The sequence below is a fragment of the Candidatus Bealeia paramacronuclearis genome (assembly GCF_035607555.1).
GTDB lineage: Bacteria > Pseudomonadota > Alphaproteobacteria > UBA9655 > UBA9655 > Bealeia > Bealeia paramacronuclearis.
In genome coordinates, this window is sequence record NZ_JAVHWZ010000001.1 from 736,505 (window position 1) to 759,148 (window position 22,644).

The 22,644-nt window shown below is 41.2% G+C and carries 16 protein-coding genes, 1 tRNA gene and 1 pseudogene; 6 read left to right on the forward strand and 12 right to left on the reverse strand.

The features are described 5' to 3' along the window. Window positions 1-2: 2 nt before the first annotated feature. Entirely contained in the window at window positions 3-536 is a 534-nt protein-coding gene (locus Bealeia2_RS03800; protein WP_331255791.1) for a hypothetical protein, read from the forward strand. 73 nt (window positions 537-609) lie between these two features. Beyond that, a complete protein-coding gene (locus Bealeia2_RS03805) occupies window positions 610-1,098 on the forward strand; it encodes a hypothetical protein (protein WP_331255792.1) in 489 nt (162 codons plus the stop codon). Between the two features lie 322 nt (window positions 1,099-1,420). Here the strand turns inward: Bealeia2_RS03805 and Bealeia2_RS03810 are convergent, their stop codons facing one another. From Bealeia2_RS03810 to Bealeia2_RS03845, 8 genes are all read right to left on the reverse strand, one after another. Next, entirely contained in the window at window positions 1,421-2,371 is a 951-nt protein-coding gene (locus Bealeia2_RS03810; protein WP_331255793.1) for a hypothetical protein, read from the reverse strand. Window positions 2,372-2,598: 227 nt separating this feature from the next. Beyond that, window positions 2,599-2,871 (reverse strand): HU family DNA-binding protein, encoded by a 273-nt coding sequence (locus Bealeia2_RS03815; protein WP_331255794.1) that lies wholly within the window; start codon window positions 2,869-2,871, stop codon window positions 2,599-2,601. A gap of 159 nt (window positions 2,872-3,030) precedes the next feature. Continuing rightward, window positions 3,031-5,439 (reverse strand): endopeptidase La, encoded by a 2,409-nt coding sequence (gene lon, locus Bealeia2_RS03820; RefSeq protein WP_331255795.1) that lies wholly within the window; start codon window positions 5,437-5,439, stop codon window positions 3,031-3,033. Window positions 5,440-5,524: 85 nt separating this feature from the next. Beyond that, entirely contained in the window at window positions 5,525-6,796 is a 1,272-nt protein-coding gene (gene clpX / locus Bealeia2_RS03825; protein ID WP_331255796.1) for an ATP-dependent Clp protease ATP-binding subunit ClpX, read from the reverse strand. Between the two features lie 113 nt (window positions 6,797-6,909). Continuing rightward, window positions 6,910-7,524, reverse strand: coding sequence for an ATP-dependent Clp endopeptidase proteolytic subunit ClpP (gene clpP, locus Bealeia2_RS03830; RefSeq protein ID WP_331255797.1), 615 nt, complete (start codon window positions 7,522-7,524; stop codon window positions 6,910-6,912). 27 nt (window positions 7,525-7,551) lie between these two features. After that, a complete protein-coding gene (gene tig, locus Bealeia2_RS03835; protein WP_331255798.1) occupies window positions 7,552-8,988 on the reverse strand; it encodes a trigger factor in 1,437 nt (478 codons plus the stop codon). An 88-nt stretch (window positions 8,989-9,076) separates the two neighbouring features. Continuing rightward, a tRNA-Leu gene (locus tag Bealeia2_RS03840) sits at window positions 9,077-9,161 on the reverse strand. Between the two features lie 532 nt (window positions 9,162-9,693). Next, on the reverse strand, window positions 9,694-14,307 hold the full coding sequence (locus Bealeia2_RS03845; protein ID WP_331255799.1) for a hypothetical protein: 4,614 nt from the start codon (window positions 14,305-14,307) through the stop codon (window positions 9,694-9,696). Between the two features lie 228 nt (window positions 14,308-14,535). Here Bealeia2_RS03845 and Bealeia2_RS03850 point away from each other — a divergent pair, with 228 nt between their 5' ends. The 3 genes from Bealeia2_RS03850 (at window position 14,536) to rimK (ending at window position 16,577) form a co-directional block, all read left to right on the forward strand. Continuing rightward, complete coding sequence (locus Bealeia2_RS03850) at window positions 14,536-14,685, forward strand: hypothetical protein (RefSeq protein ID WP_331255800.1); 150 nt, start codon at window positions 14,536-14,538, stop codon at window positions 14,683-14,685. A gap of 20 nt (window positions 14,686-14,705) precedes the next feature. Beyond that, window positions 14,706-15,410 (forward strand): hypothetical protein, encoded by a 705-nt coding sequence (locus Bealeia2_RS03855; protein WP_331255801.1) that lies wholly within the window; start codon window positions 14,706-14,708, stop codon window positions 15,408-15,410. A 246-nt stretch (window positions 15,411-15,656) separates the two neighbouring features. Beyond that, on the forward strand, window positions 15,657-16,577 hold the full coding sequence (rimK, locus tag Bealeia2_RS03860) for a 30S ribosomal protein S6--L-glutamate ligase (RefSeq protein WP_331255802.1): 921 nt from the start codon (window positions 15,657-15,659) through the stop codon (window positions 16,575-16,577). Here the strand turns inward: rimK and Bealeia2_RS03865 are convergent. The 3 genes from Bealeia2_RS03865 to recJ form a co-directional block, all read right to left on the reverse strand. After that, complete coding sequence (locus Bealeia2_RS03865; RefSeq protein ID WP_331255803.1) at window positions 16,501-18,063, reverse strand: YifB family Mg chelatase-like AAA ATPase; 1,563 nt, start codon at window positions 18,061-18,063, stop codon at window positions 16,501-16,503. The two genes, rimK and Bealeia2_RS03865, sit on opposite strands and share 77 nt — an antisense overlap. A gap of 164 nt (window positions 18,064-18,227) precedes the next feature. Next, window positions 18,228-19,187, reverse strand: a complete 960-nt coding sequence (locus Bealeia2_RS03870) for a hypothetical protein (protein ID WP_331255804.1) — start codon at window positions 19,185-19,187, stop codon at window positions 18,228-18,230. Window positions 19,188-19,356: 169 nt separating this feature from the next. Further along, window positions 19,357-21,135 carry a single-stranded-DNA-specific exonuclease RecJ gene (gene recJ / locus Bealeia2_RS03875; RefSeq protein WP_331255805.1) on the reverse strand — a complete coding sequence of 593 codons (1,779 nt, stop codon included), beginning with the start codon at window positions 21,133-21,135 and terminating at the stop codon, window positions 19,357-19,359. A 135-nt stretch (window positions 21,136-21,270) separates the two neighbouring features. Here recJ and Bealeia2_RS03880 point away from each other — a divergent pair, with 135 nt between their 5' ends. After that, on the forward strand, window positions 21,271-21,465 hold the full coding sequence (locus Bealeia2_RS03880) for a hypothetical protein (RefSeq protein ID WP_331255806.1): 195 nt from the start codon (window positions 21,271-21,273) through the stop codon (window positions 21,463-21,465). 206 nt (window positions 21,466-21,671) lie between these two features. Here Bealeia2_RS03880 and Bealeia2_RS03885 read toward each other — a convergent pair. Then, a pseudogene (locus Bealeia2_RS03885) lies at window positions 21,672-22,468 on the reverse strand (winged helix-turn-helix domain-containing protein). Between the last annotated feature and the right edge of the window lie 176 nt (window positions 22,469-22,644).

Below are 22,644 nucleotides of genomic sequence, written 5' to 3' on the forward strand. Positions count from 1 at the left end.
TTATGAGTTTTCCTGTTGTTCCTTTAGCGTTGGCCCTGGCTGAGTTTGCGCCCTTAGTTGCTCGGTGGGTGGGTGGTGAAAAATCAGAAAAAGTAGCCCAAAAGATTGTCGATACCGCCAAACGCCTGACTGGTGAGGACGATCCTGCCAAGATTCTTCAGGCGATGAAGGCCGACCCTAAACTGGTTGCCGAATTTCAGCATGCCGTTTTGAAAATGGAACATGAGCGGGAGATGGCGATTTATGAGGATCGCAAAAACGCACGTGCACGGGATATGGTTTTTATTCAATCACAAAAACATAATATTCGCGCTGATGTGATGGTGATATCTGCAGCCATGGGTTTGATCAGTTGTCTTTTAACTATCACTTTGTATTCAGGATCCCTTCCTGGCGAAGCGGTTGGAATTATCTCAACTATTGCAGGTATTTTCGGCTCGTGCCTTAAAGATGCCTATGCCTTTGAGTTTGGATCTTCCCGTGGCAGTAAACTCAAAGATATTCAATTGGCTGAAGCGACGTTGAGGGAGAAATGAGAGATTGCTTTTCACTCAATTCAGCCTTACCCTACTTAGGAAATGGCTGAATATAAAAACGGGGGAAGACATCATGAAATATCAAAAGACTAAAAGCCCTTTAGCATTCTGCGTAACTGGACTAGGGGTAGCGATTACGATCCTTACTTTCAATAATGATCTTTTTGCTGATTTGGTGTTTTCTGCTGTTAATTATACTGGAAAAGATGTGATGTTGCAGGTCCATCAAGGGCTTCCAACTCTTAGAAGCTCGGACTGGAACACCATATCAAGTGATCGAAAAACAAACGAATTTTATAAGGCTCATGGAATTCTTTTGTTTAATAAATGGAAGGCTGATGTCCACACAATGGATGGAAGTCAATCTTGTACAATTGATGGTATTGAAGGCTTTGGCGGTGATGAAAACAATAATTATGTTTCATTTTCGATTACATCTGATGGAGGGAAGTTAAATCTTGTTAATAATGAACCGGGAGGAAACTCTTGTGTTTCTATTTCTCAACCCAAAACACATATCCATTATGAAAAAAAACAGCCAGTTTCGACTGAAAAGAAGTGATGATAAGGTTGCCGATGTAATGGCATATTACTTTCTTTGTTATAAAATGAAGTCAACCTCGCAGCGCGGGTGGAATCATGAAAATGCCAAGTTTTTTCCTGGCGTGTTAGCATAAATTTTGCATTCGCTATAGCTTGTGAAATTCCCACCTGAAACAGTTTGTTCAGTACATAAAAAAACCACCCGAAAAAATAGGTGGGTTTTTAAATCTGAGAACCTCAAATATTAAGCAATAGTTTCTTTGAGGACTTTACCAACACTGAACTTAGGAAAGAAGAAAATAAACCACGGCACTGAGGAGCGCCGTGGTTAAAAAGCAAGCTTACTTCAGATAATCTTCGTAGGTTACTTGTTGAATAATGTCTGCCACCCTATAGCCTTCCAGGTCGTTCAAAGCTATACCAGGGTTCTTAGAAACAAGATTTTCTTTCTCTTCTTTTGTTAAAAGACGTCCCTTTTCTTCACCAGTGCAGAAGATAGCCTTAAAATAGCTTTTTCCTGGTTCAAGAACAATTTTACTGTAAGGCAAAGAAATTCTTGTATTGACGGATTCTTTTTTTGATTCTCCCTTTTTCACAACATAATTACTGTTGGAACAAGAATTAACGTTTGGCTCAGAGAGAAGGCGAAAACGAATGCAATCAATTTTTATAGTTTTTACTGCATCGTCAAAGGACTTATTGCTCATGTTCTGAAATGCTACTAAAAAGTCACTTTTACGAAGCAAATGGAGCTGACTATTTTGACTTGAGATGTTAGGAAATTCCTCTTTCGCATACTGATTTTGAAATGAAACCTTGTCGAATCCTATTGAATCTCCGTAATGAAATTCCACGGATAATTTGACATTATTTTGCCCCATATTATCCTGAAGGACGAGCAGAATCGGATTTCGCAAATGAGAAATCCAGAATGTTCTCAGGGGCTGTTGTAATGTTTTTGAAATCTCAGCAAACCCATTCCCCGTTTTTGAGAGAATTTGCCAAACCTTATCGCAGTTATAAATTGTGTTTTTAAACTTTTTTGCCGTCAGTGCCAGGCTAAGAATGTCTTTTGTAGCCTCATGAGAATCGGGATTTTGTGCAAGAAAAATGGCAACTCCTTGAATGAGCTCTGTTGGAAGATCGTCCAAAGAAGTTTTTTTTACAGGAGCAGCGGTGCTTATTGCTGTATCAGGTGCTTTATTTGAATCTTCCATCATTGCTTGAGCGGACGAAAAAGATAGTGAAGCCAAAAAAGCAAGGCTCAAAGTCAGATTTTTGTTTAACATCATAGTACTCCAAAAAAACAATTATTAAAAAACCAGGAATTCAATCTCCCTTAAATTTATATATTTATTATTTTTAATAATGCAACATTTTTTTGTCCTGATTCAAATTAAATGAAAATCAAGAGGTAGAGGAGTTCTAAACTTGTTTCCCCTCTTGATTCTGCCAACACAGTTGAAACAAAAAGACCCACCTGAAGTACAGGTGGGTCTTTTTTTGGAAAATCTCAATATTAAGCAATAGCTTCTTTGAGACCTTTACCAGCGCGGAACTTTGGAAGTTTGCTGGCTTTGATTTTGATTTTTTCGCCCGTACGTGGGTTACGTCCTTCACCAGCAGCACGTTGTGTGACTGTGAATGTACCAAAACCAACAAGACGAACTTCTTTGTTGGATTTTAAGGAAGTTGTTACAGCCTTGATAAAGCCATCAACGGCTTTTGCTGCGTCAACTTTTGTAATTCCTGCATATTCAGCCACGGAGGCCACTAAATCGTTCTTGTTCACTGCTCACACCCTTCGTTAGTGGTTAATAGATATTTTTTACTTCATAGCGTCCTAAAAATCCAAGACAATTTAGTAAAGACTATCAAAAAAACACACTTCCGTCAATCAAATGAAACAAATAAAAAAGCGAAAAAAAACATTAAGTTAAAAAAATATTTTTTAATGTGCTTTTATTTCTTCCTGCATTTCTGCGGTTTTTGATGCATTTATAGGCAATGATTCTTCCCAAGAAATTGGATTTAAGGGACGAGTCAAAGCATGCAATAACACCTCATCCACAGAGTCTACTGGAACAACCGTCATGCCGGTTTTCACATTGTCTGGAATTTCAGAAAGGTCTTTTTCATTTTCTCGGGGAATCAAAACAGTTTTAATTCCGCCGCGTAATGCTGCTAGAAGTTTTTCCTTAAGACCGCCAATGGCCAAAACACGACCTCTTAATGTGATTTCACCGGTCATAGCGACTTCGCGATGAACAGGAATGCCTGTTAAAACGGACACAATAGAGGTGCACATTGCAACTCCTGCAGAAGGACCGTCTTTGGGCGTGGCTCCTTCGGGAACGTGGACGTGGATGTCGTGTTTTTCAAACGTATTGGGGTTAATCCCATAAAGAGCTGCACGAGATTTCACAAAGCTGGCCGCGGCTTGAACGGACTCTTGCATGACTTCCCCAAGCTTTCCTGTTATTTGCATTTTTCCTTTTCCAGGAAGCATGAGGGCTTCAATGGAGAGAAGTTCACCCCCTACTTCCGTCCAGGCCAATCCCGTGGTTACGCCCACCGCATCTTTTTCAAGAGCTTCGCCATAGTGAAAGCGCGGAACCCCTGCATAATCTTTCAAATTTTCATGGGTAATGGTGAGTGATTTTTCTTTTTTAGATGCAAGTTTTCGTACAACTTTTCGACAAATATTATTAATTTCTCGCTCAAGACTACGAACCCCGGCTTCCCGTGTATAAAGACGAATAAGATCACGAATGGCCGAGTCCTCAATCACAATTTCTTTGGACTTCAGATTATGATGTATCATTTGCTTAGGGATGAGGTGGCTCTTTGAAATCTCTAACTTTTCATCTTCGGTATATCCAGAAAGACGAATGATTTCCATACGGTCAAGCAAAGGTTGAGGCATATCCAACGTATTAGCCGTTGTGATAAATAAAACATCGGAAAGATCATAATCAATTTCCAGATAGTGATCATTAAATGTATTGTTTTGCTCGGGATCCAAAACCTCAAGAAGGGCAGAGGAGGGGTCTCCCCGCCAATCACTGGACATTTTGTCGATTTCATCAAGAAGGAAAAGCGGATTGCTTTTTTTGGCTTTCTTCATGCCTTGGATGATTTTTCCAGGCATAGAGCCAATATAGGTTCTTCTGTGTCCACGAATCTCAGCTTCATCGCGCACGCCACCTAAAGACATGCGCACATACTGGCGACCTGTGGCCCGCGCAATGGATTTTCCAAGGGATGTTTTTCCAACACCTGGGGGGCCCACAAGACAAATAATTGGCCCCTTAATTTTGCCTACACGGTTTTGAACAGCCAAATATTCAATGATGCGTTCTTTGACTTTTTGAAGGCCGTAATGATCTTCATTCAAGATTTTTTCGGCTTCTTCTAAATCCTTCTTAATGCGGCTTCGCTCTTCCCAAGGAATGTCCAAAAGCCAATCGAGGTAATTTCGAACGACGGTGGCTTCGGCTGACATTGGGCTCATTTGACGAAGCTTTTTAACTTCTGATTCCGCACGTTCATTTGCCTGTTTGGAGAGTTTTGTTGTCTTGATCCGATGCTCGATTTCACCGACCTCATCACGACCTTCTTCATTTTCGCCAAGTTCTTTTTGGATGGCTTTGAGTTGCTCGTTTAAATAATACTCACGTTGTGTTTTTTCCATTTGGCGTTTGACGCGGCTGCGGATGCGTTTTTCTGCTTGCATCACGCCAATTTCGCCTTCCATAAAATTGGCGAGGGTATCAAGACGTTTTGCAACGTCTGTCATTTCAAGGAGTTTTTGTTTTTCATCGAGCTTCACGCCAAGGTGCGCTGCAATAATATCTGAGAGTTTTCCAGCATCATCAATTTGAGAAATGGTTGTGATCAGGTCTGCAGGATATTTTTTATTAAGTTTTGTGTATTGATCAAACTGGGAAATGATCGTGCGGGATAAGGCTTCAAGCTCTTGGGCGCTTTCAAAATGATCAATAAGCGGGAGAGCTTCCCCTTCAAAAAAGGTTCCATTATCTTGAATGGACTCGACTTTAACGCGTTGCGTTCCTTCGATTAAAACTTTGACTGTGCCATCGGGAAGGCGCAACATTTGAAGAATGCGTCCCGTGGTTCCCACGGTATAAAGATCTTTGATTCGAGGGTCATCAAGAGAAGAATTTTTTTGGGTGACCAGCATCACTTCCTTATTGTTTTTGGAAGCGTGATCCAATGCTTTGATGGATTTTTCACGTCCCACAAAGAGCGGGACCACCATGTGTGGAAAGACAACAACATCGCGTAATGCAAGAACTGGATAAGATGTATCTGTCACGTCTTTAATTTTTTTTGCCAAGAGTCACCTAAAAACCATATGGATCATATGAGAGACAGTCTACAGAACTGTCTCTCTGAAATAAAGAGTGAATTCTCGAAATCACCTACTTTTGTGAACTTTTCGCAGTCTTGGCCTCAGGTGTGTAAACGATAAGGGGTTGAGCCTCACCATTCACGACTTCAGCATTGACGACGACTTCCTCCACATTTTCAGATCCTGGAAGATCAAACATGGTGTCGAGCAAAATACCCTCTAAGATTGACCGTAGTCCACGTGCACCGGTTTTCCGCTCAATCGCTTTTTTTGCAACAGCATCCAAAGCATCGTCGGTAAACTTGAGCTCAACGTTTTCCATATTGAAAAGCTTCGCATATTGCTTAATTAAAGCATTCTTGGGTTCGGTTAAAATCTCAACAAGGGCGGCTTCATCTAAATCATCTAAAGTCGCAATGACGGGAAGACGTCCCACAAACTCTGGGATTAGGCCGTATTTCAAGAGATCTTCAGGCTCAAGGCTTTTTAAAACTTCTCCTGTTCGTCTCTCTTCTGTGTTTCTGACATCAGCCCCAAATCCAATGGAGGTGCCACGACCGCGGGAAGAAATAATTTTATCAACCCCTGCAAAAGCACCACCACAAATGAAAAGAATGTTGGTGGTATCCACTTGCAAGAATTCTTGCTGGGGGTGCTTCCGTCCACCTTGAGGGGGAACGCTTGCAACCGTACCTTCCATAATCTTCAAAAGGGCTTGTTGAACACCTTCACCGGAAACATCGCGGGTAATGGAAGGGTTGTCTGATTTCCGTGAGATTTTATCGATCTCATCAATGTAAACAATACCGCGTTGTGCTTTTTCAACGTTATAATCTGCGGCTTGTAAAAGTTTGAGAATAATATTCTCAACGTCTTCACCCACATAGCCGGCTTCTGTTAAAGTTGTTGCATCAGCCATGGTGAAGGGGACATCGATAATTCTGGCAAGAGTTTGAGCCAAAAGGGTTTTACCGCAACCAGTGGGGCCTACTAGCAAGATGTTGGATTTTGCGAGTTCGATGTCACTTGTGCGTGAGAGATTATCGAGGCGTTTATAATGATTATGAACGGCCACTGATAAAATGCGCTTGGCGCGATCTTGGCCAATGACGTAATCATTAAGGACACCAAAAATCTCTTTAGGCGTAGGCGCGCTTCCTCCCGCTGTTTTGATCAGGGGACCTTTGTTTTCTTCGCGGATAATATCTTCGCAAAGATCAACGCATTCATCGCAGATATAGACAGAAGGCCCTGCAATTAGCTTGCGGACTTCTTGCTGGCTTTTTCCACAAAAAGAACAGTAAAGTGCCCCTCTGGGATCCTCAGTTGTATTTTTACTCATCTCAGACCTCTCATCCTAAGGGGGGTATATTTTATAAAGGTTTATAAGTCCCCTTACTTATAGAATCCCATAAAAGGGCAAATAAATGGTTAACGTGATAACTTTTTTATTTCCTATGCAGATTTTTTCAGATTTTCAGGAGCTGGACGGTGAGATACAACTTCGTCAATCAAACCAAACTCTTTTGCGGCCTGTGCGCTTAAGAAGTTATCACGGTCCATGGATTTTTCGATAATTTCCATATTTTGTCCTGTGCGCTCTGCATAAATTTTATTCAAGCGCGAGCGAATGTCCAAAATTTCTCTGGCATGAATTTCGATGTCAGACGCTTGCCCCTGGAATCCGCCCAAAGGTTGGTGAATCATCACGCGAGAATTCGGAAGTGCAAATCGTTTTCCCTTGGCGCCGGCCATCAAAAGAAAGGATCCCATCGATGCTGCTTGACCAAAGCACAAAGTGGAGACATCAGGTTTTATGTATTGCATGGTATCAAAAATCGAAAGACCTGACGTGACAACACCACCCGGGGAGTTGATATACATCGAGATATCTTTGGAAGGGTTTTCAGATTCAAGGAAGAGAAGTTGAGCACACACAAGGCTTGCAACATTGTCGTCAATAGGGCCAATGAGGAAAATAATTCTTTCCTTCAAAAGCCGTGAGTAAATATCAAAAGACCTCTCACCGCGGGCTGTTTGTTCAACAACCATTGGAATTAATGTGTTCATTCTCTCCCCTGACATAACTGATCTCCTTTATTTCTTTGTTTCTTTTTTAGGTTTTTCCGAAGCTTTCGGTTTTGCTTTTTTAACAGAATCATCATTGTCTAATTCTTTTGTGCAAAGTTCAATCACTTCTTTTGTAGGTTTTTTGATTTCCTTCACATCCGCTTTGGAAAGAATGAATTCAATCACTTTATCTTCAAACAAAGGGGCACGCAAAGAGGCCATTGCCCTCTCGTTCTTCGTATAATAATCGAAGACTTGCTTTTCTTGACCGGGATATTGACGGGCTTTTTCCATGACAGCACGTGATAAAGCTTCCCGCGGTACGGTGACATTGTTTTTCCTTCCAATGTCTGCCAAAAGAAGGCCCAAACGTACGCGACGCTCAGCTATATCACGATATTGTTTTTTGAGATCTTCTTCCTTAAGGCCTGAGGCTTCTTCAACAGTCTTATACTCAACTTCATGATTGTGATTGGCGTGTTCATGATGACCACAATCCACATTCAATTCATGCATGAGTTGATGCCAAATTACATCGAATTCCATGTCCACCATCGTAGGGGGGATGTCAAAGGTGTGTGCTTCTGCCAAAGCGTCCAAAACATGGCGTTTTACGCGTTGATACGCCAAGAAAGCAGCTTCTTCGACCAGACGGCCTTCAATGGCTGTTTTAAGTTTATCAAGTGTTTCAAATCCGCGATTTTTTGCCCAATCGTCATTCAGCCCTTTTTCATCCGCTTCTTGAATTTCATGGACTGTAATGGAGAAAGGGATGAGTTTTCCTGCAAACTCTGGGATAGGATGATCCGCGGGAAAGTTATGTTCGATATTAAGCGTCTGACCTTTTTCTGCTCCCACGAGCTTCATCTCAAAGCCACCCATATCATTTTCGTCAACTTTTACAAGTAAGCGCTCGGCTTTTTCCAGTTTGTGAGTTTTGAGATTTTCAGTCTCAATATCCACAATTAAGAAGTCGCCTTTTTTAACTTTGCGATCTTTTTCAATAGCCTTAAGGGGAGGTTGAGCCTCTGATAGCTTTTTCACAGCTTCTTCAATGAGTTCTTTTTCCACTTCGGGAGAAAGCTTCTCAAATTTGAGTCCCTCAATTTTAGCCTCATCAATTTCAGGCAAAATTTCAATTTTAATTTCAAATGCCAAATCTTTTTCAGGTTCAGCAGACTTGATGTCATACTTGGGGGTGATTGCGGGTTGAATCTTGTGTTCGTCCACAATTTTACGGGTAGCATCATTGGCGAAATGCTCAATGGTATCCTCAAAGGCTTTGCCTAGATAATTTTTCTTTAAAATAGGAAGTGGGACCTTCCCAGGACGAAATCCTGCGATTTTGACCTTCTTTCCAATTTCTTTAAGAACCGCATCAATTTTGCCAGAGACTTCTTGAGCCGGCACAATGATGCTGAATTCGCGTTTTAAACCATCTGTCAGTGTTAACTTGATATCCATCTTTCGTCCTTTAGGTATTATGTGATCTGCCAACTTAAAATGACATGAACAGTTTGTATAGAGGCAAATTGGAAAAAAAGAGTTAATTTGGTACGGGTGAAGGGACTCGAACCCCCACGACTTGCGTCACCAGATCCTAAGTCTGGCGTGTCTACCAATTCCACCACACCCGCGTGATATTTTGGTTTCCTAGCATTTTTAAGCGCGAAGTTCAACCTGGATTCTGCTCCCTCTCTTTCTTTTTGAAGAGCTGTATGTCTTTAATCAACGGTTTGATCTTAAAATCAAGTTGAAATCCGTGAACATAGTGAGCTCCTTTATGTGGAGACGCGCAATTTGTTTTGCATTCAAATAAGTTGTCTTGGCAATGATTGATCTGGCCCAGGGGATCTTCAAGTCCCTCAAAACAATTTTGTTTTTGAGAAAAGCATTGGCGTGTACAGTCATCAAGTTCAGCCATAACGGAAGGCAGGGATGACGATAAAGTCCACACAGTCAACAGTACCATGGAAAACATCATAAGCTCATTTTGAATTTTTAAAAACTTAAAGCCCTTCATTTTAAGAGAACCCTTTTTCTAAATCAATCTGAGAAAAAGTTTAAGCAGAATATGTTTAATATTTGCTGAAAATGTGCAGAAATATTTTTTGAGCGGGAAGGGGGCAGCACTGCATTTAAGGGGGAAATACAGCGCGCCCCTAAGGGTTAATTCTTTTCAGATTTTTTTGTCTTCAAACGTTTTTCCAGCATTCCAAAGAGCATTGTTCCATTTTTAAATCGACTTGGAAAAGATTCAATAATTTCAGAAAGGCTTAACCCATCCTCAGATTGAATGTCCAGGAAAGTGGGTTTCTTTTTAATGAGGGTTTCAACCAGCTCCTTGTTGTCATTTGTAAAAAGAAGACATACAAAATAAGGCGTATTTAACTCTGGCTCATTTTTAAGCAATTCATCAATGTGACTGAGGGCAAATTCTTTTCTCAATTCCAGAGGAAGCTCCCACAATGCTGATCCAAAAAAGTCCTTATTTTCACCATGATTTTTAAAAAGCTCAGGGTTGTTGTTTAAGAGTTTTGAAATAAACTCCAATGGTAACTTTGAGAGAAGATCCTCAAAATTGTCTTCATCTAACTTTTTAAGTAGAGTCGTTTGTTGTTGAGGGCTCAGTAAATTTAAAAACGAAACTATTGCTTTATCAGATAAATCAGGGTCTGAATAAAATAGAGAAACTGTGTATGGGCTTTCAATAAAGGCCATTTGGCTGTGGGTAGCAAAATTGACACATGCCTCAAGAAGAGGAATTAATCGTTCGTCTTTCATTAGCAGCCTGAGCGTATTCGAAAATTCCCAATTATTGAAAGCCCCAGGATTCGGAGCTGATTTCAAATGCTTCTCAAATTTGGTTATTGCAGATTCATTAACCTGTTTGGTGAGATCTTCCTTAAGTATCTGGAGTTCAGAGGTCCAGTCATGTGTGGCTTTTTCATAGGGAATGACATACGCATTATAGAAATCAAGTGTATAGTTTTTGAGAATTTCATAAATTTCTGAATTCGTGTACCAAATATAAGAAGGTACTTTATGAAGAAAATTACGCAAGGCCTCCTCACCCTTTTTTGCCATACTCTCAAGCTCTTTTGTCCAGTTTTTTGATTTTTCTTCAAGAAGTCCAAATCTTCCTTCTAAAGGCGTTTTAAATTTTTCCTCTAAATCGGTAAATTCTGCCTCATATTCCGTAATAGACTCAGGCGCATTTGAAATAAGCTCTTTCATTTTCGACTCATCATTTTTTTTCACAACCTCCGTGAACTGTGTTTTCCAGTTTGTCATGATTTCATAGTTTTTATTTGCCTTTGCTTGCAATAGATTTAAAACAGACAAATTTGAAAATCTCTGAGAGAATATGTTTAATAAAATAGAGCTGGGACATTCGTTCACAATTCCGGGAAGTTCCGAAATCTGAGTAATTTTTTTGGCTTTCTCAATCCATTGACGAGATTGAGGTTTTTGCAGCACATTATCGCCATAAAAGTATATGTAGTCCGTTCCAAAAAGTTCTAAAAATTCCTTGTCATAAGCGGAGCCAACGTCACGTTTTGCATTTTGCAGTGCTTGAATCAGAACCGTTATCAACCCGCCCATCATCTGGCCTTCTAGATAGGTTTTTTGAGCCACTTCTAAAAGTGTGAATCCTTTCTTGTTTTTAAGATCGAGCAATCCTTTTATTTTTTTTAACTCATCTGCGACGCTTATGTCATTAATAATACTTTCTGTCGCAAGCAAACTAAAAATAATAGGATCTTGTGTTTGCGGATGAAGTGCACTTAAGTCCACACCATTTTCCAGGAGTTTTTTCAATTGTGAGACGGTCTCATGATACTCTTTAAGGTCGCCATTGCGGACATAATCACTAAACTTCACAAGAAGATCTTGAGGTGTTAGCATTTTTGAATCAAGAATCGATTGAAAGCAATCGGCACTTAGTCCCGATTTTAAAAGAATTTCAAGTGCTTGTTCAAAAAGGTGGGGGGCCTTTTTGACAACTGCGTGTGTCACAGAAAGGTTGTAATCCTCATATGCCGAAGCCTTAATCCAGAACAACTTGATTTTGTCATCAATTTTAGAAATATTATAGTTTTCAATGAAATAAACTAAAGATTTATCTTTGTTATCAGTTAAAAGAGTGCGCACGATTTTGGTAAACTCATGGTCATCTGAAACAAACTTTTGAAGCGGTGCGTTTAAAATTTTTGTAAAGACAAACTCCAGACATTGAGGATTATTGGAGTCCATGGCTGCACGCATTAAGCTTTTCTGATCAATTCCCCCTTTTTGGATGATATCTGGATAAAGCTTAAGATAAGTCTCAACTGCACCCGTATGCCCATGACGAATGAGGTAGAGGAATCCATCAACGGCAAGGGATTCTTGAACTTCTTCACCCGTCAAACCTTTGTAAGCCCACTTGTAAAGTGTTTTTAAGAGAGGATAATCCTGAAAGCTACCTGACAGCACTTTATTTTTTTGAGCAAGCCAATCTGCCAACATCGTGATAGATGTCTGACGCATTTCTTGATCATAAGCCTTTTCTTCTTTTTCAGATAAAGGAAAGCGATTAAATGCTTTAACTTTGACGTTTCCAGGGTTAAGCATGTTTTTAGGATGCAAGAAAAATCGAGCTTCTGGGATAAGATTCCTTTTCCTCTCTTTATCCGTTTCAAAGGATTCTTTTCCAGATTTCTGCTTGAGTCCCTCAGATTGAAGTCCACGCAAAACATGAAGGGGTGAGTTTGTCGTTTGGTCTTTGTCATCTTTAAGATCAAAAGATGCCCCCCCACCGTGAGCTGCATACATATTATCTTCCAAAATGTCTGGATTGATAGAGATAGGAAGCATGACGCTATTTCCAAGCTCTGGATGCTTATGGGCGACAAATTGCTCGAAAATGGATTGGAAATAATCATAAATAGGTTTGGCAAATCCAGCTAAAACCATAGCCTCTTCAAATCGATCATTCAGATTTTGTTCTTCAACGCTGTGATCATTAATGACATATTCAATGGAGGAAGAAGAAGTTCGGGTTGTGGCTAAGCCCGCCAGTAAGACATAGTTCAAACATAAAATCATGGAGGCGCGGTTGTTTGCATAATCCTCATAACCAATTTTTTTCAGAACTTCCGCTATGTTATTGAAGTCTTTAAAATAAATGTCGGTACCGCGGAGTGCTAGTTGCTCATTAAATGCCTTAACACCAATTAATTCGCGCAAATACGTAAATGATTTAAAGAGGTTGTTTAAATTTGCGCTAGCGGCGTGGAAAAAAGTAGGCCATTTTTTATTTTTCTCTTCATAAGCCATCACATCGGCAAACATTTCAAAATCACTTTCCAAGAAATTGATTTTACGTTTGAACTCAACTTTTCCTTTTTGCTCGAATTCTGCACTATTGTAACGTTTGAAATATTCCTTGATATTTGTAAGATCAGCCTCTCGTTTTGAATTTTCGCTTTTTGGGAAATCTTTAGGCTCTTTATAATCTGGGCCCAAAATAATGCGCAAATGAATACGGCTTAAAGTTTCGTCCTGGTTAGGATTCCAGTGAGGGGTGGAAACGTGGGGTATTGTGTTATTATTATTATTTTTTGCAAATCTGTTTGATTTCTTCAGTTCCACCATGGCGGCGCCATGGGCTGCCACCGCTTCTGCAAAAATGTCTTCTTCTTTTTGAGTGTTAAAAGTTACTTTATCTTCATCTACGCGTTTTTCCTTCTCCAATAGACTTTTTTGTCCTTGCGTGCGGCCAAATCCATCTTTTCCAAAAGGGATAGGTGTATATTTTGTAGGTATTCTGGAGTCTAATTTCGGTTTTTGATAGGGCTTGTCAAAATCAAATTCTTTAGAAGTTCCCCACCACTCTTGGGTTGGAAGGTCCCAATGAACTTTAAAATCTGCATGAGCTTTGTCATTAATAAAGTCGATGGCCTCTTCATCTTTTGGATTTTCAATTTCCTCAGACAAAATATAGAGTCGGTTCACAAGAGGTCTGATTCTTTTTTTAAAAGGATTGAGTTTTTTAAAAGTCGTAAGCTCTTTTAAGAAAGCCACGCCACTGTCCGTTGATAGCGTCTCAAACAAAGGTTCATAGATAAAGATGGGGTTTTCTTCATTCCCTAAATTTCGGTTTTCTTCTTGAACTGCTTCTAAAAGGTCTTTCGCTTTTACCCATTTAAAATCCGTATATTCCTGACTGTGGTGATCTTTTGCGGTTTTGAGTTTTTCCTTGAAAACTTCTGGAGCAAGATAGTGAACTTTTTTCCAATACATGCGGTAAAGAAGGTCCCCTTTTGCTTTCTCAGTATATATATCAATAAAAGGACTATGGCGAAGGATGCGTGGATGATGGGCATAAAGGGTATTCGATTCCTCACGCGTTTCACGATCCGCCGTGTCTGCGAGCGTTAAACTCGTCTCAGTTTGATTCTTGTCTTTTAAAGGATTTTTAGATTTACTCGCACCCTCTGTTGGCGTTTCTTCAGCGTCACTTTTTCCACCAAAATTACACCATTCTTTCTTATCATCACGGAGGCCTAAAGGTATCCAGATTTCACCTTCATGTTCAGCATAATGAAGAACACCAGCTGCTGTGTTGGAATCAGCTTTAAAATTCAAAGCGGCGGGAACGGATTTAAATTGGGATAAACCCTTAACATTTTCCTCCAATTCACTCATGGACGAAATCTGCACGGCAAGGACGGGGGCAATCGGTTGGGCCAATAGACTGAGGGACGTCAAAAGGGAAATCTGCTTTTTAAAGGTCATAGTATTCTCTCAAAAATATTAAAAAACAATGGGTATATTTGTAATAAAAATTCTTATAAGTCAACTACAATTGTATATATTGTTTATTTTCCACTAACTCTTTCATTTCAATGGCTTTCTTTGGCTGAGATTTTGAAATTTCTAATTTAATGGGTTATGATGTTTTCCATGATGAATATGACAAAAATAATCTCGGTTGTCCTAGCAAGTTTTATGGCAGGGAAGGCTATGGCGACAAACGTTAGCATTGATTCTACTGAAGAGACAATGCAGTCGCACACACCTCGGCGTAAAATTGGGGATCCTAATCCTCAACATGCAGGATTATTTCAGACTCTTCCCAAAGATATTTTGAAGTTGATGGCAAAAAAAAATTAAAATGGGAAAATATCGCGTTTTTGGCGCATACATGTCAGTTTCTTAATAGGTTTGCTCAGGAAGAACAAGCACGGCGTATCGCTGAAATTTTCATCCTTCCTCCTACAGATACAGCAAAACAATGGTTTTTTTTACTCTACCCAACGCTTCTCACGCGTTTGTGGAGTTCTCAAGATATTCAACGTATCCGTTTAGGGTCTTATCAGGTGGCCCCCAAAAGCATTCCTCTCATTCACTCCATTTATCGGATGTTTCAAAAAAATTACAAAATTAACCGCTTGGAGCACATCATCTATTTTCACCTGCCTCTTGGGGGCTTTCGAGAGAAAACACATTTAATTCTTTCTTATGCTGAGGATTGGTTCCCGGAAACATCACCGCTTTCTGATGCGACTTTGCAAATTCAAATCCCTAAAATGGAGTATGATCCATTTTTAGAACGCTGCCAACTCATTACCCAGTATTCTCATGTGCTCTTTTCGGCAGATATGGATTCTTATGGTCGGGTCCAAATTATCAATGCCATTTTGCCGCTGACTCCGGGTCAAAGTGTTGCCAGAATTCAAATGATTGAAAAATATTTAGATTTAATCAAGGGGGATAATTCTCAGCGTGCAACAATCACGGCAAAACTTTTAGGACTGATCCCTGAAGATATCTCAAAACGTATGGAGGCGTTGAGTTCTCCAACACTTAGCTCTTTGTGGGAAAACCCCCTACCATGATAAAAAATATATTTTCATAAGAGAGCTTCTTCGAGGAAATGCTGATCAAATTCAAGTGTTTGTTGAAAAAATTACTTCTTTTTATAAACATACAGTCAGCATTCCATTTTGGATTAGTTTTATACCTTTTTTGATGAGCTTATCAACTGATGAGATTTCAGAGCGTCTGCGACTGGATTAAATCGTTGCACATCTTCTTCAATTCCATTAAGGGTCCTTTAACCTTTTTTTAGTAAGCTGATAAGTATGAAAATTCTTGTTCTCGCGCGAAATGCCGACCTTTATTCTCACAAGCGCCTTGTGGAAGCCGCTCATGCGCGCGGTCATGAAATTGACGTGATTGATACTCTCAAGATTTATCTTAATGTTAGCGGCGGTGAAGATTCTATTCACTATGCGGGCAAAGTTTTGGACAAATATGATGCGGTCATTCCGCGAATTGGGGCCTCGATTACCTCTTATGGACTTGCCGTTTTAAGGCAATTTGAGCTTATGGGAACGTGGCCTTTGAATGGATCTTTGGGGATTATGAGGTCCCGCGACAAATTAAGATCTATGCAAGTTTTGGCCAGAAAAGGTTTGCCTTTGCCAGTGACTGCATTTTCCAACTCCTCAAGCTCCATTGATGACATGATTTCAATGGTGGGTGGCGTTCCTCTCATTGTTAAACTTTTAGAAGGAACTCAAGGCATTGGGGTTATTTTATGCGAAACAAAATCCTCTGCAAGAAGTGTCATTGAGGGATTCTTGGGCGTGAATGTGAACATTTTGGTTCAAGAGTTTATCAAAGAAGCCAAAGGGGCGGATATTCGTTGTCTGGTTGTAGGGGGGAAAGTTGTGGCTGCCATTGAACGGCAGGGGTCCCCTGATGAGTTTCGGGCCAATATTCACCGTGGCGGCACGGCCAAGAAAATTCGACTGACTAAACAAGAACGCGATATTGCCATTCGCTCAGCCAAGGCTATGGGCCTTGATGTCTGCGGTGTCGATCTTTTGCGCTCTAGCCGAGGACCCCTTGTACTGGAGGTTAATTCCTCACCAGGACTTGAGGGGATCGAGAAAGCCTCAGGCGTGAATGTCGCCGATACAATTATCGATTATATTGAACGGAACGTGGGGAAGACGTCGCCGAAGTCCCGCCTCCGTAAGTCATCATCCGGTAGCTAAGAGCCTCTCCCAAATGTTCTTTTTGAATGGTTTTCGAGTTTGCAAGATCTGCAATGGTCCGCGCTACCCGTAAGACGCGTGCATAACCCCGTGCGGAGAGTTTGAACCGTTCAGATGCGGTCTCGAGAAACGTCCGATCTTCCAGAGACAAATTAACGATTTTCTCTAAAAGCTGACCTTCAGCATGGGCATTTAAAGAGATCTCACTTCCCTCAGATTCAAAGCGTGCTTTTTGAATGTTTCTCGCGTGGATTACACGGGCACGAATTGTCTCGCTAGTTTCTCCAGTGGCTGGTTGGTGGAGGTCTTGGGCTTTAACTTCTGGCACATCAATATGAATATCAATACGATCAAAAAGGGGGCCTGAGATGCGACTTTGATAATCAAGTGCACATTTGGGTGCCCGTGAGCATGATCTTTCGGGATCAGAGAGATATCCGCAACGGCAAGGATTCATGGCGGCCATCAGCTGGATGCGGGCAGGATACACGTAATGCGCATTGGCACGCGACACCACAGCGCGACCCGATTCAACAGGCTGACGCAAGGCTTCTAATGTGGATCTGGCAAACTCAGGAAGCTCGTCTAAGAAAAGAACCCCGTGATGAGCTAAGGAAATTTCCCCAGGTCCCGCTTTGATCCCTCCACCAATCAGTGCCGGCATGGTTGCTGAATGGTGAGGATCGCGAAAGGGTCGCGTCCTTAAAAGTCGACCTTCGGAAAGTTGCCCTGCCAAACTATGGATCATGGTGACTTCGAGTGCTTCTTCTGGGGTGAGGGGAGGGAGGATCGAAGATAATCTTGAGGCCAACATGGATTTCCCCGAACCTGGAGGCCCCCACATTAGCATGTGATGTCCGCCTGCGGCTGCAACTTCAAGCGCGCGCTTGGCGGTTTCTTGCCCCTTGATGTCGCGCATATCGAGATGTATCTCTTTGCTGTCATCTTCTAAAATGGCCTCAGGGGCGCTTAAAACTTGAGTGCCTTTAAAATGATTAATTAAGCTCAAAAGATGATTGGGGGCGATGATATTTAAATCTCCGGCCCAGGCCGCTTCCCCACCGCACGCCTCAGGGCAAATAAGGCCTTTACCAACGGATGAGGCATAAATTGCGGCTGGTAAAGCACCTGAGACGGGCGCTATAGCTCCATCGAGTCCAAGCTCCCCCAAGGCCACCAATCCTTCAATGGCATCTTGAGGAATGACACCCATACTGACCAAAAGCCCGACGGCAATGGGAAGATCGTAATGAGTGCCTTCTTTTTGAACATCTGCTGGCGCCAGATTGACTGTGATTCGTTTGGACGGTAGAGCTAACGCCAAAGCATTCAATGCCGCGCGTACTCGCTCTTTCGATTCCCCGACCGCTTTGTCGGCAAGTCCTACAATAATAAAATTGGGAAGCCCAGGTGAAATTTGAACTTGAACATCAATGGGCGTGACTTCCACGCCTTGGAAGGAGACAGTTTCAATGCGAGCGAACACTATTTGTCCTTTATTTTTTGTTTTTATGGAGAAATATTAAAGCTTTGCACGGAGAGTTTCAAGTGAAAGTCAGAGGGTGTAAAGGGCAGAATGCGCATTAAGAAAAACCCACTCCCTGATTTCTCAAGAAGTGGATTTTGTAAGTACTTAAAAGACGTTTGGTACTATTTTTTTTCTTCAACATCTTTTTTTAAGGTGACGCTAACGGCGTAAGGTGCTGCATCATTTTCCCACATTTTAAGGGATTCATTCCAGCGTCCGGGGCCAGCATTATAATCAAAACGAAATGTTTCTTGAGAATCTGTCTTCGTCACAGAGTGTAAATAGAGCTCATCCATGGTCCCAAAGAGGAAGTTAAGATTGGAAGCCGTATCATCTCCATAGGGCCCGAAGATTGCAAATGTCATCGTTCCCAAGTTTGTTTTAAGCGTGCCAGATTTGGCTGCTTTTTTCAAGTCCTCTAAACGTATAACAAGCGAACCGTACAACATCTTTACTTGCGCGACAGGCAGGGATTCTTTTTCAGTTTTCTCAAGGGAAACCTTAGTTTCAATTGAGGGCTTCTTTTCCTCAAGAACTCCTTCTTTTGAGGAAATGGTCAAGATTTGAGTTTTTTCTTTGATTTGCACAATGGAGTTGTTATTAACATCAATTTTCTTGACTTCGCTTTTAGGTTCACTAAGTTTTTTTGTGGAAATAATTTTAACGTCTAGGTCAAAAAATCTCGTTCCTGACATCAATTCGTTTTTGTATATAGGTTGTGTAAGATCATCTTCCAATACCTGTGTGGACGCGTTGTATTTTTTAACATAACCTTGGAATACTGCTATCGTGCTTCCAGGTGTTTCTTGGACGAAGTGTGCAGTGTTACTTGTGACAGGCGTAGTCAATTTTTGATCTTTGTCAAGAGTTGTAAAGTTAGGCTCTGAAGCGTAACTAGGTTTTGTGACGGAAAGCTTTGTTCCATCATTTAATGTAACTTCTCCGTTCATGTAGCCGTACTTAAGTTTGCGAATAGAAACAGATAACTGACCCTTTTCCTCATCATATCCAGCAGTGGCTGGGGACGTCATTGTCAAAGCACTTGTGGCCAAAAGACCGGCAAATAAAAATTTATTTAACATTATTAATATCTCCATTAAAAAACAAATACAGAAATTGTATTCTAAAAATCATATAGGGTCCCTATTAGAAAAAAACAAGGGGAAATTTTGAGGGATTTAAAATTTTGAAATAATTGCAAAAAACAGTTTTTAAGAGCCTTCAACAAAGAGTAAAGGGACTCTATTCTTTTTAAGAAACCAGCTTTTGAGCTTCATAAACCGATGCGCGAACATCTTCCACCATCAATTGGATTTCGTTGCGTCCTCCCCAGGTGTCGCGTTTGAGGGTGGCTACAAAATCAAGTGGTTCACCTTTGTTTTTTTGGAGAAGCTCTCCCAAAGGTGTTCCGAGACTTCGGAAAGCCATAGCTTTGAATGTGGTTCTGTCATCTTGCGAAAGTTGAAGGGAAAGATGGTTTTCCCCTACAATTTTCCAATATTTAAGGCGCACACCTTCAAATAAAAATTTAGGAGAAGGATTCCCCACCCCAAAAGGCATCATTTTCTCAAGATGATCTAAAATATCGCCTTTCAAGGCATGAAGTCCCAAAATTCCATCAATCTCAAGGAAAGGTGAAAAATCTGTGTTTTCGGATAGCTGAAGATAGGATTCATTTAAATAATTATGAAACTCAGGAATTTGATCGATCGTCACACTGACACCGCCGGCCATGGCATGCCCCCCTCCACCGAGGAGGAGGCCTCTGTGATGTGCATTGTGAATCAGCGTTCCCACATCAAATCCGGGGATGGAGCGCGCAGAGCCTTTGCCCACACCTTCATTTAACGCCACGATAAATGTGGGCTTTTGAAAGCGATCTTTAAGACGTCCTGCCACAATTCCAATGACGCCCTCGTGCCACCCCGCATGCGCCAAAAAGAGCACGGGATGATTTTGTTGAAGCTCTGCCAATTGGAGAGCCTCTTCCAAAACGACGGCTTCAATGTCTTGGCGTTCTTGATTGAGGTGATTGAGCTCTGTTGAGATTTTCTGCGCTTCGTAATGATCAGGTGTTGTGAGAAGTCGTGTTCCCAAATCAGAGGCGCCCACGCGCCCCCCGGCGTTAATGCGAGGTCCCAATAAAAATCCCAGATGATAAGTGCTCGGAGTTTCATTGAGCCCCGCTATATCCGCAAGGGCTTTAAGGCCAATATTTTTTCTTAAATTTATAACTTTGAGGCCTTGCTTTACAAAAGCACGATTTAATCCTGTTAAGGGCATAACGTCACAGACGGTCCCTAATGCCACCAGATCCAAAAGGGATAAAAGATCTGGAAGGTGAGTGATCATTTCAGGCAGATCTGTTTTGATGCGCTTTGAAAGGGCTGTTGCAAATAAAAAGGAAACTCCCACGGCTGCCAAATGACGTGTTTTTTTAGAGGTCTCGCTGATTTCATCCAGACGATTGGGATTAACGAGGGCATAAGCTTCGGGCAGTTTGGATTCGGCTACATGATGATCGAACACAATCACGTCCATGCCGTTGTCTTTGGCGAAGGCGAGGGGGGCATGGGCAGCCGTTCCGCAATCAACCGTAATAATAAGTTTTACGCCTTCTTTTAAAAAAGTATCAAAAGCGGGAAGCGAAGGGCCGTATCCTTCGGTGATACGATCGGGAATATAAAAAGAAACATGAGGCGTTAAAGGTTTTAAAAATCTCAAAAGGAGGGATGAGGAGGTCGCCCCGTCCACATCATAATCGCCAAAAATGATAATTTTTTCCTGATTTTGAAGAGCGATTATCATACGGGAAACGGCTTTCTCCATATCCAAAAGGTTCAACGGATTAGGAAGAAGATCTTTTAATTTTGGGTTTAAAAATGAGTCAATATTCCCGCAATCAAAGCCGCGACGAACCAAAATTCGGGCTACACTATCCGGCAGCTCATGCTTTTGAATGAGCGTTTGAACCTGCCGATAATTGGGGTCTTCATAAATCCAACGTTTATTTGTGACGGAAAGTTTCACTGTTGCCTCGTTAAAACAGGCCTTACTTTAAATCATTAAGATTCCTCTTCACAACCTATAATTTTGTGTTAAGCTTCTATGAGATGGCGGAAAGTTAATAAATAGAAATGCTGCCCTTAAAAACAGGAGGTTATTATGAAAAAAGTATTGATTTCCCTAAGTGCACTGATGATTTTTTGGGGCAATATGGCGGTTGCCGTGGCCGAGCTGCCAAAAGGTCATCATCAGGCCTACAAGCTTACCAAATCTCAACTCATGGATCACTCTGACATTTTTGATGATCCTGAATTTGGAACGTCACCAGAAGTGTATCCGCATGAGGCGCATTAGGTTGCGAAACATTAAGTTTCAAAGGCAGCAGTTTACATGAACCCATCACCAAAAAATCTGCGCCTTAAGTCAGATGATAAATTGAGTGTGAGTGCAGGACTTTCACTGAAAAAGGACTCTCACCGCAAATTTTGATATTTCTTGATGTGCCGTTTTTGAACGGGTTGTACCTTCTTAATCATTGGCGTGGTTTGAGATATACTCCTTTAACTTGAAGATGCCTTATTAAGGATCTGAAAGTTATCATTAATGCGGTCAACCATAGAGCTGGCGATTTGAGGCCACGTAGCAAAGAATGCGTCAATGGCATCCCTAAATTCAGCAGCACTTTGAAAGACACGATTGTTGCGTACGTACTCGTTCATCACTTTCCATAACCTCTCAATCGGATTCAAATTGGGGCTGTAAGGAGGGAGCTAATGCAGGACAATTTCATAGTCCTCAGCTTTATGAATCCACCCATGGGTTATTTTTGTTGCCATTGTGGGGTGGACGGCATCGGCAAACTCAACGGGTTCATCCTCAGGAAGATGATTGAGAAGATCTTCATAATATTGGATAAACTCAGCTTGTTTTACTGGATCAGCTTTCGAAGGTGTGCCCTTAGGTTTTTTGAAAGAAAAATGATTACGGATGAGCCGCTTGTTCATTCCTGAAACAGTAAATTGGACGCCAAAAGTGTGATCCACATAGGCGCAAATAAGCTTAGCTTTGAGATAGATGTTGTCCTCAAGATGGCTGATCAGCTGCAAAGTTTGATGCGGGGTAAGATGGCTTTCAGAGCCACCATTTTCAGGATTAAGCTTTTGCTATTCTTGTAATCGTTGAGGTGATTTTGAACAGTTTCATAGCGAATACGCAAAGCCTGAGCGATTTGCTTTTGAGTCCATCCTTCCGCATTTAACAAAACGGCTTTGATGCGATCAGCCACGCGACGATCTCTTTCTTTACTGTGCTGAAATTCTAGATCTTGTTTTTCTTTATTTGTCAGTTCAATTTTCATGCCTTGTTTATACATAAAATTTTATTGAATTACAACGGTTGTTTCGTTCATTCCTTTGATTAACAAGGCTTCTTCATTGCCGAGCGGTATATAGCAAAGGCGAGATAATTTTATTATAATACAGGATGACTTTAAAATGTCAGAGTTTTATAGTCCTTCCCCTATAAATAGATAGA

Bases quoted from the DNA above. Each gene is read 5' to 3' on its own strand.
- Bealeia2_RS03800 (WP_331255791.1), top strand. From the start codon at position 3: ATGAGTTTTCCTGTTGTTCCTTTAGCGTTGGCCCTGGCTGAGTTTGCG.
- Bealeia2_RS03805 (WP_331255792.1), top strand. From the start codon at position 610: ATGAAATATCAAAAGACTAAAAGCCCTTTAGCATTCTGCGTAACTGGA.
- Bealeia2_RS03810 (WP_331255793.1), bottom strand. From the start codon at position 2,371: ATGATGTTAAACAAAAATCTGACTTTGAGCCTTGCTTTTTTGGCTTCA.
- clpX (WP_331255796.1), bottom strand. From the start codon at position 6,796: ATGAGTAAAAATACAACTGAGGATCCCAGAGGGGCACTTTACTGTTCT.
- clpP (WP_331255797.1), bottom strand. From the start codon at position 7,524: ATGAACACATTAATTCCAATGGTTGTTGAACAAACAGCCCGCGGTGAG.
- tig (WP_331255798.1), bottom strand. From the start codon at position 8,988: ATGGATATCAAGTTAACACTGACAGATGGTTTAAAACGCGAATTCAGC.
- Bealeia2_RS03845 (WP_331255799.1), bottom strand. From the start codon at position 14,307: ATGACCTTTAAAAAGCAGATTTCCCTTTTGACGTCCCTCAGTCTATTG.
- Bealeia2_RS03850 (WP_331255800.1), top strand. From the start codon at position 14,536: ATGGCGACAAACGTTAGCATTGATTCTACTGAAGAGACAATGCAGTCG.
- rimK (WP_331255802.1), top strand. From the start codon at position 15,657: ATGAAAATTCTTGTTCTCGCGCGAAATGCCGACCTTTATTCTCACAAG.
- Bealeia2_RS03870 (WP_331255804.1), bottom strand. From the start codon at position 19,187: ATGTTAAATAAATTTTTATTTGCCGGTCTTTTGGCCACAAGTGCTTTG.
- Bealeia2_RS03880 (WP_331255806.1), top strand. From the start codon at position 21,271: ATGAAAAAAGTATTGATTTCCCTAAGTGCACTGATGATTTTTTGGGGC.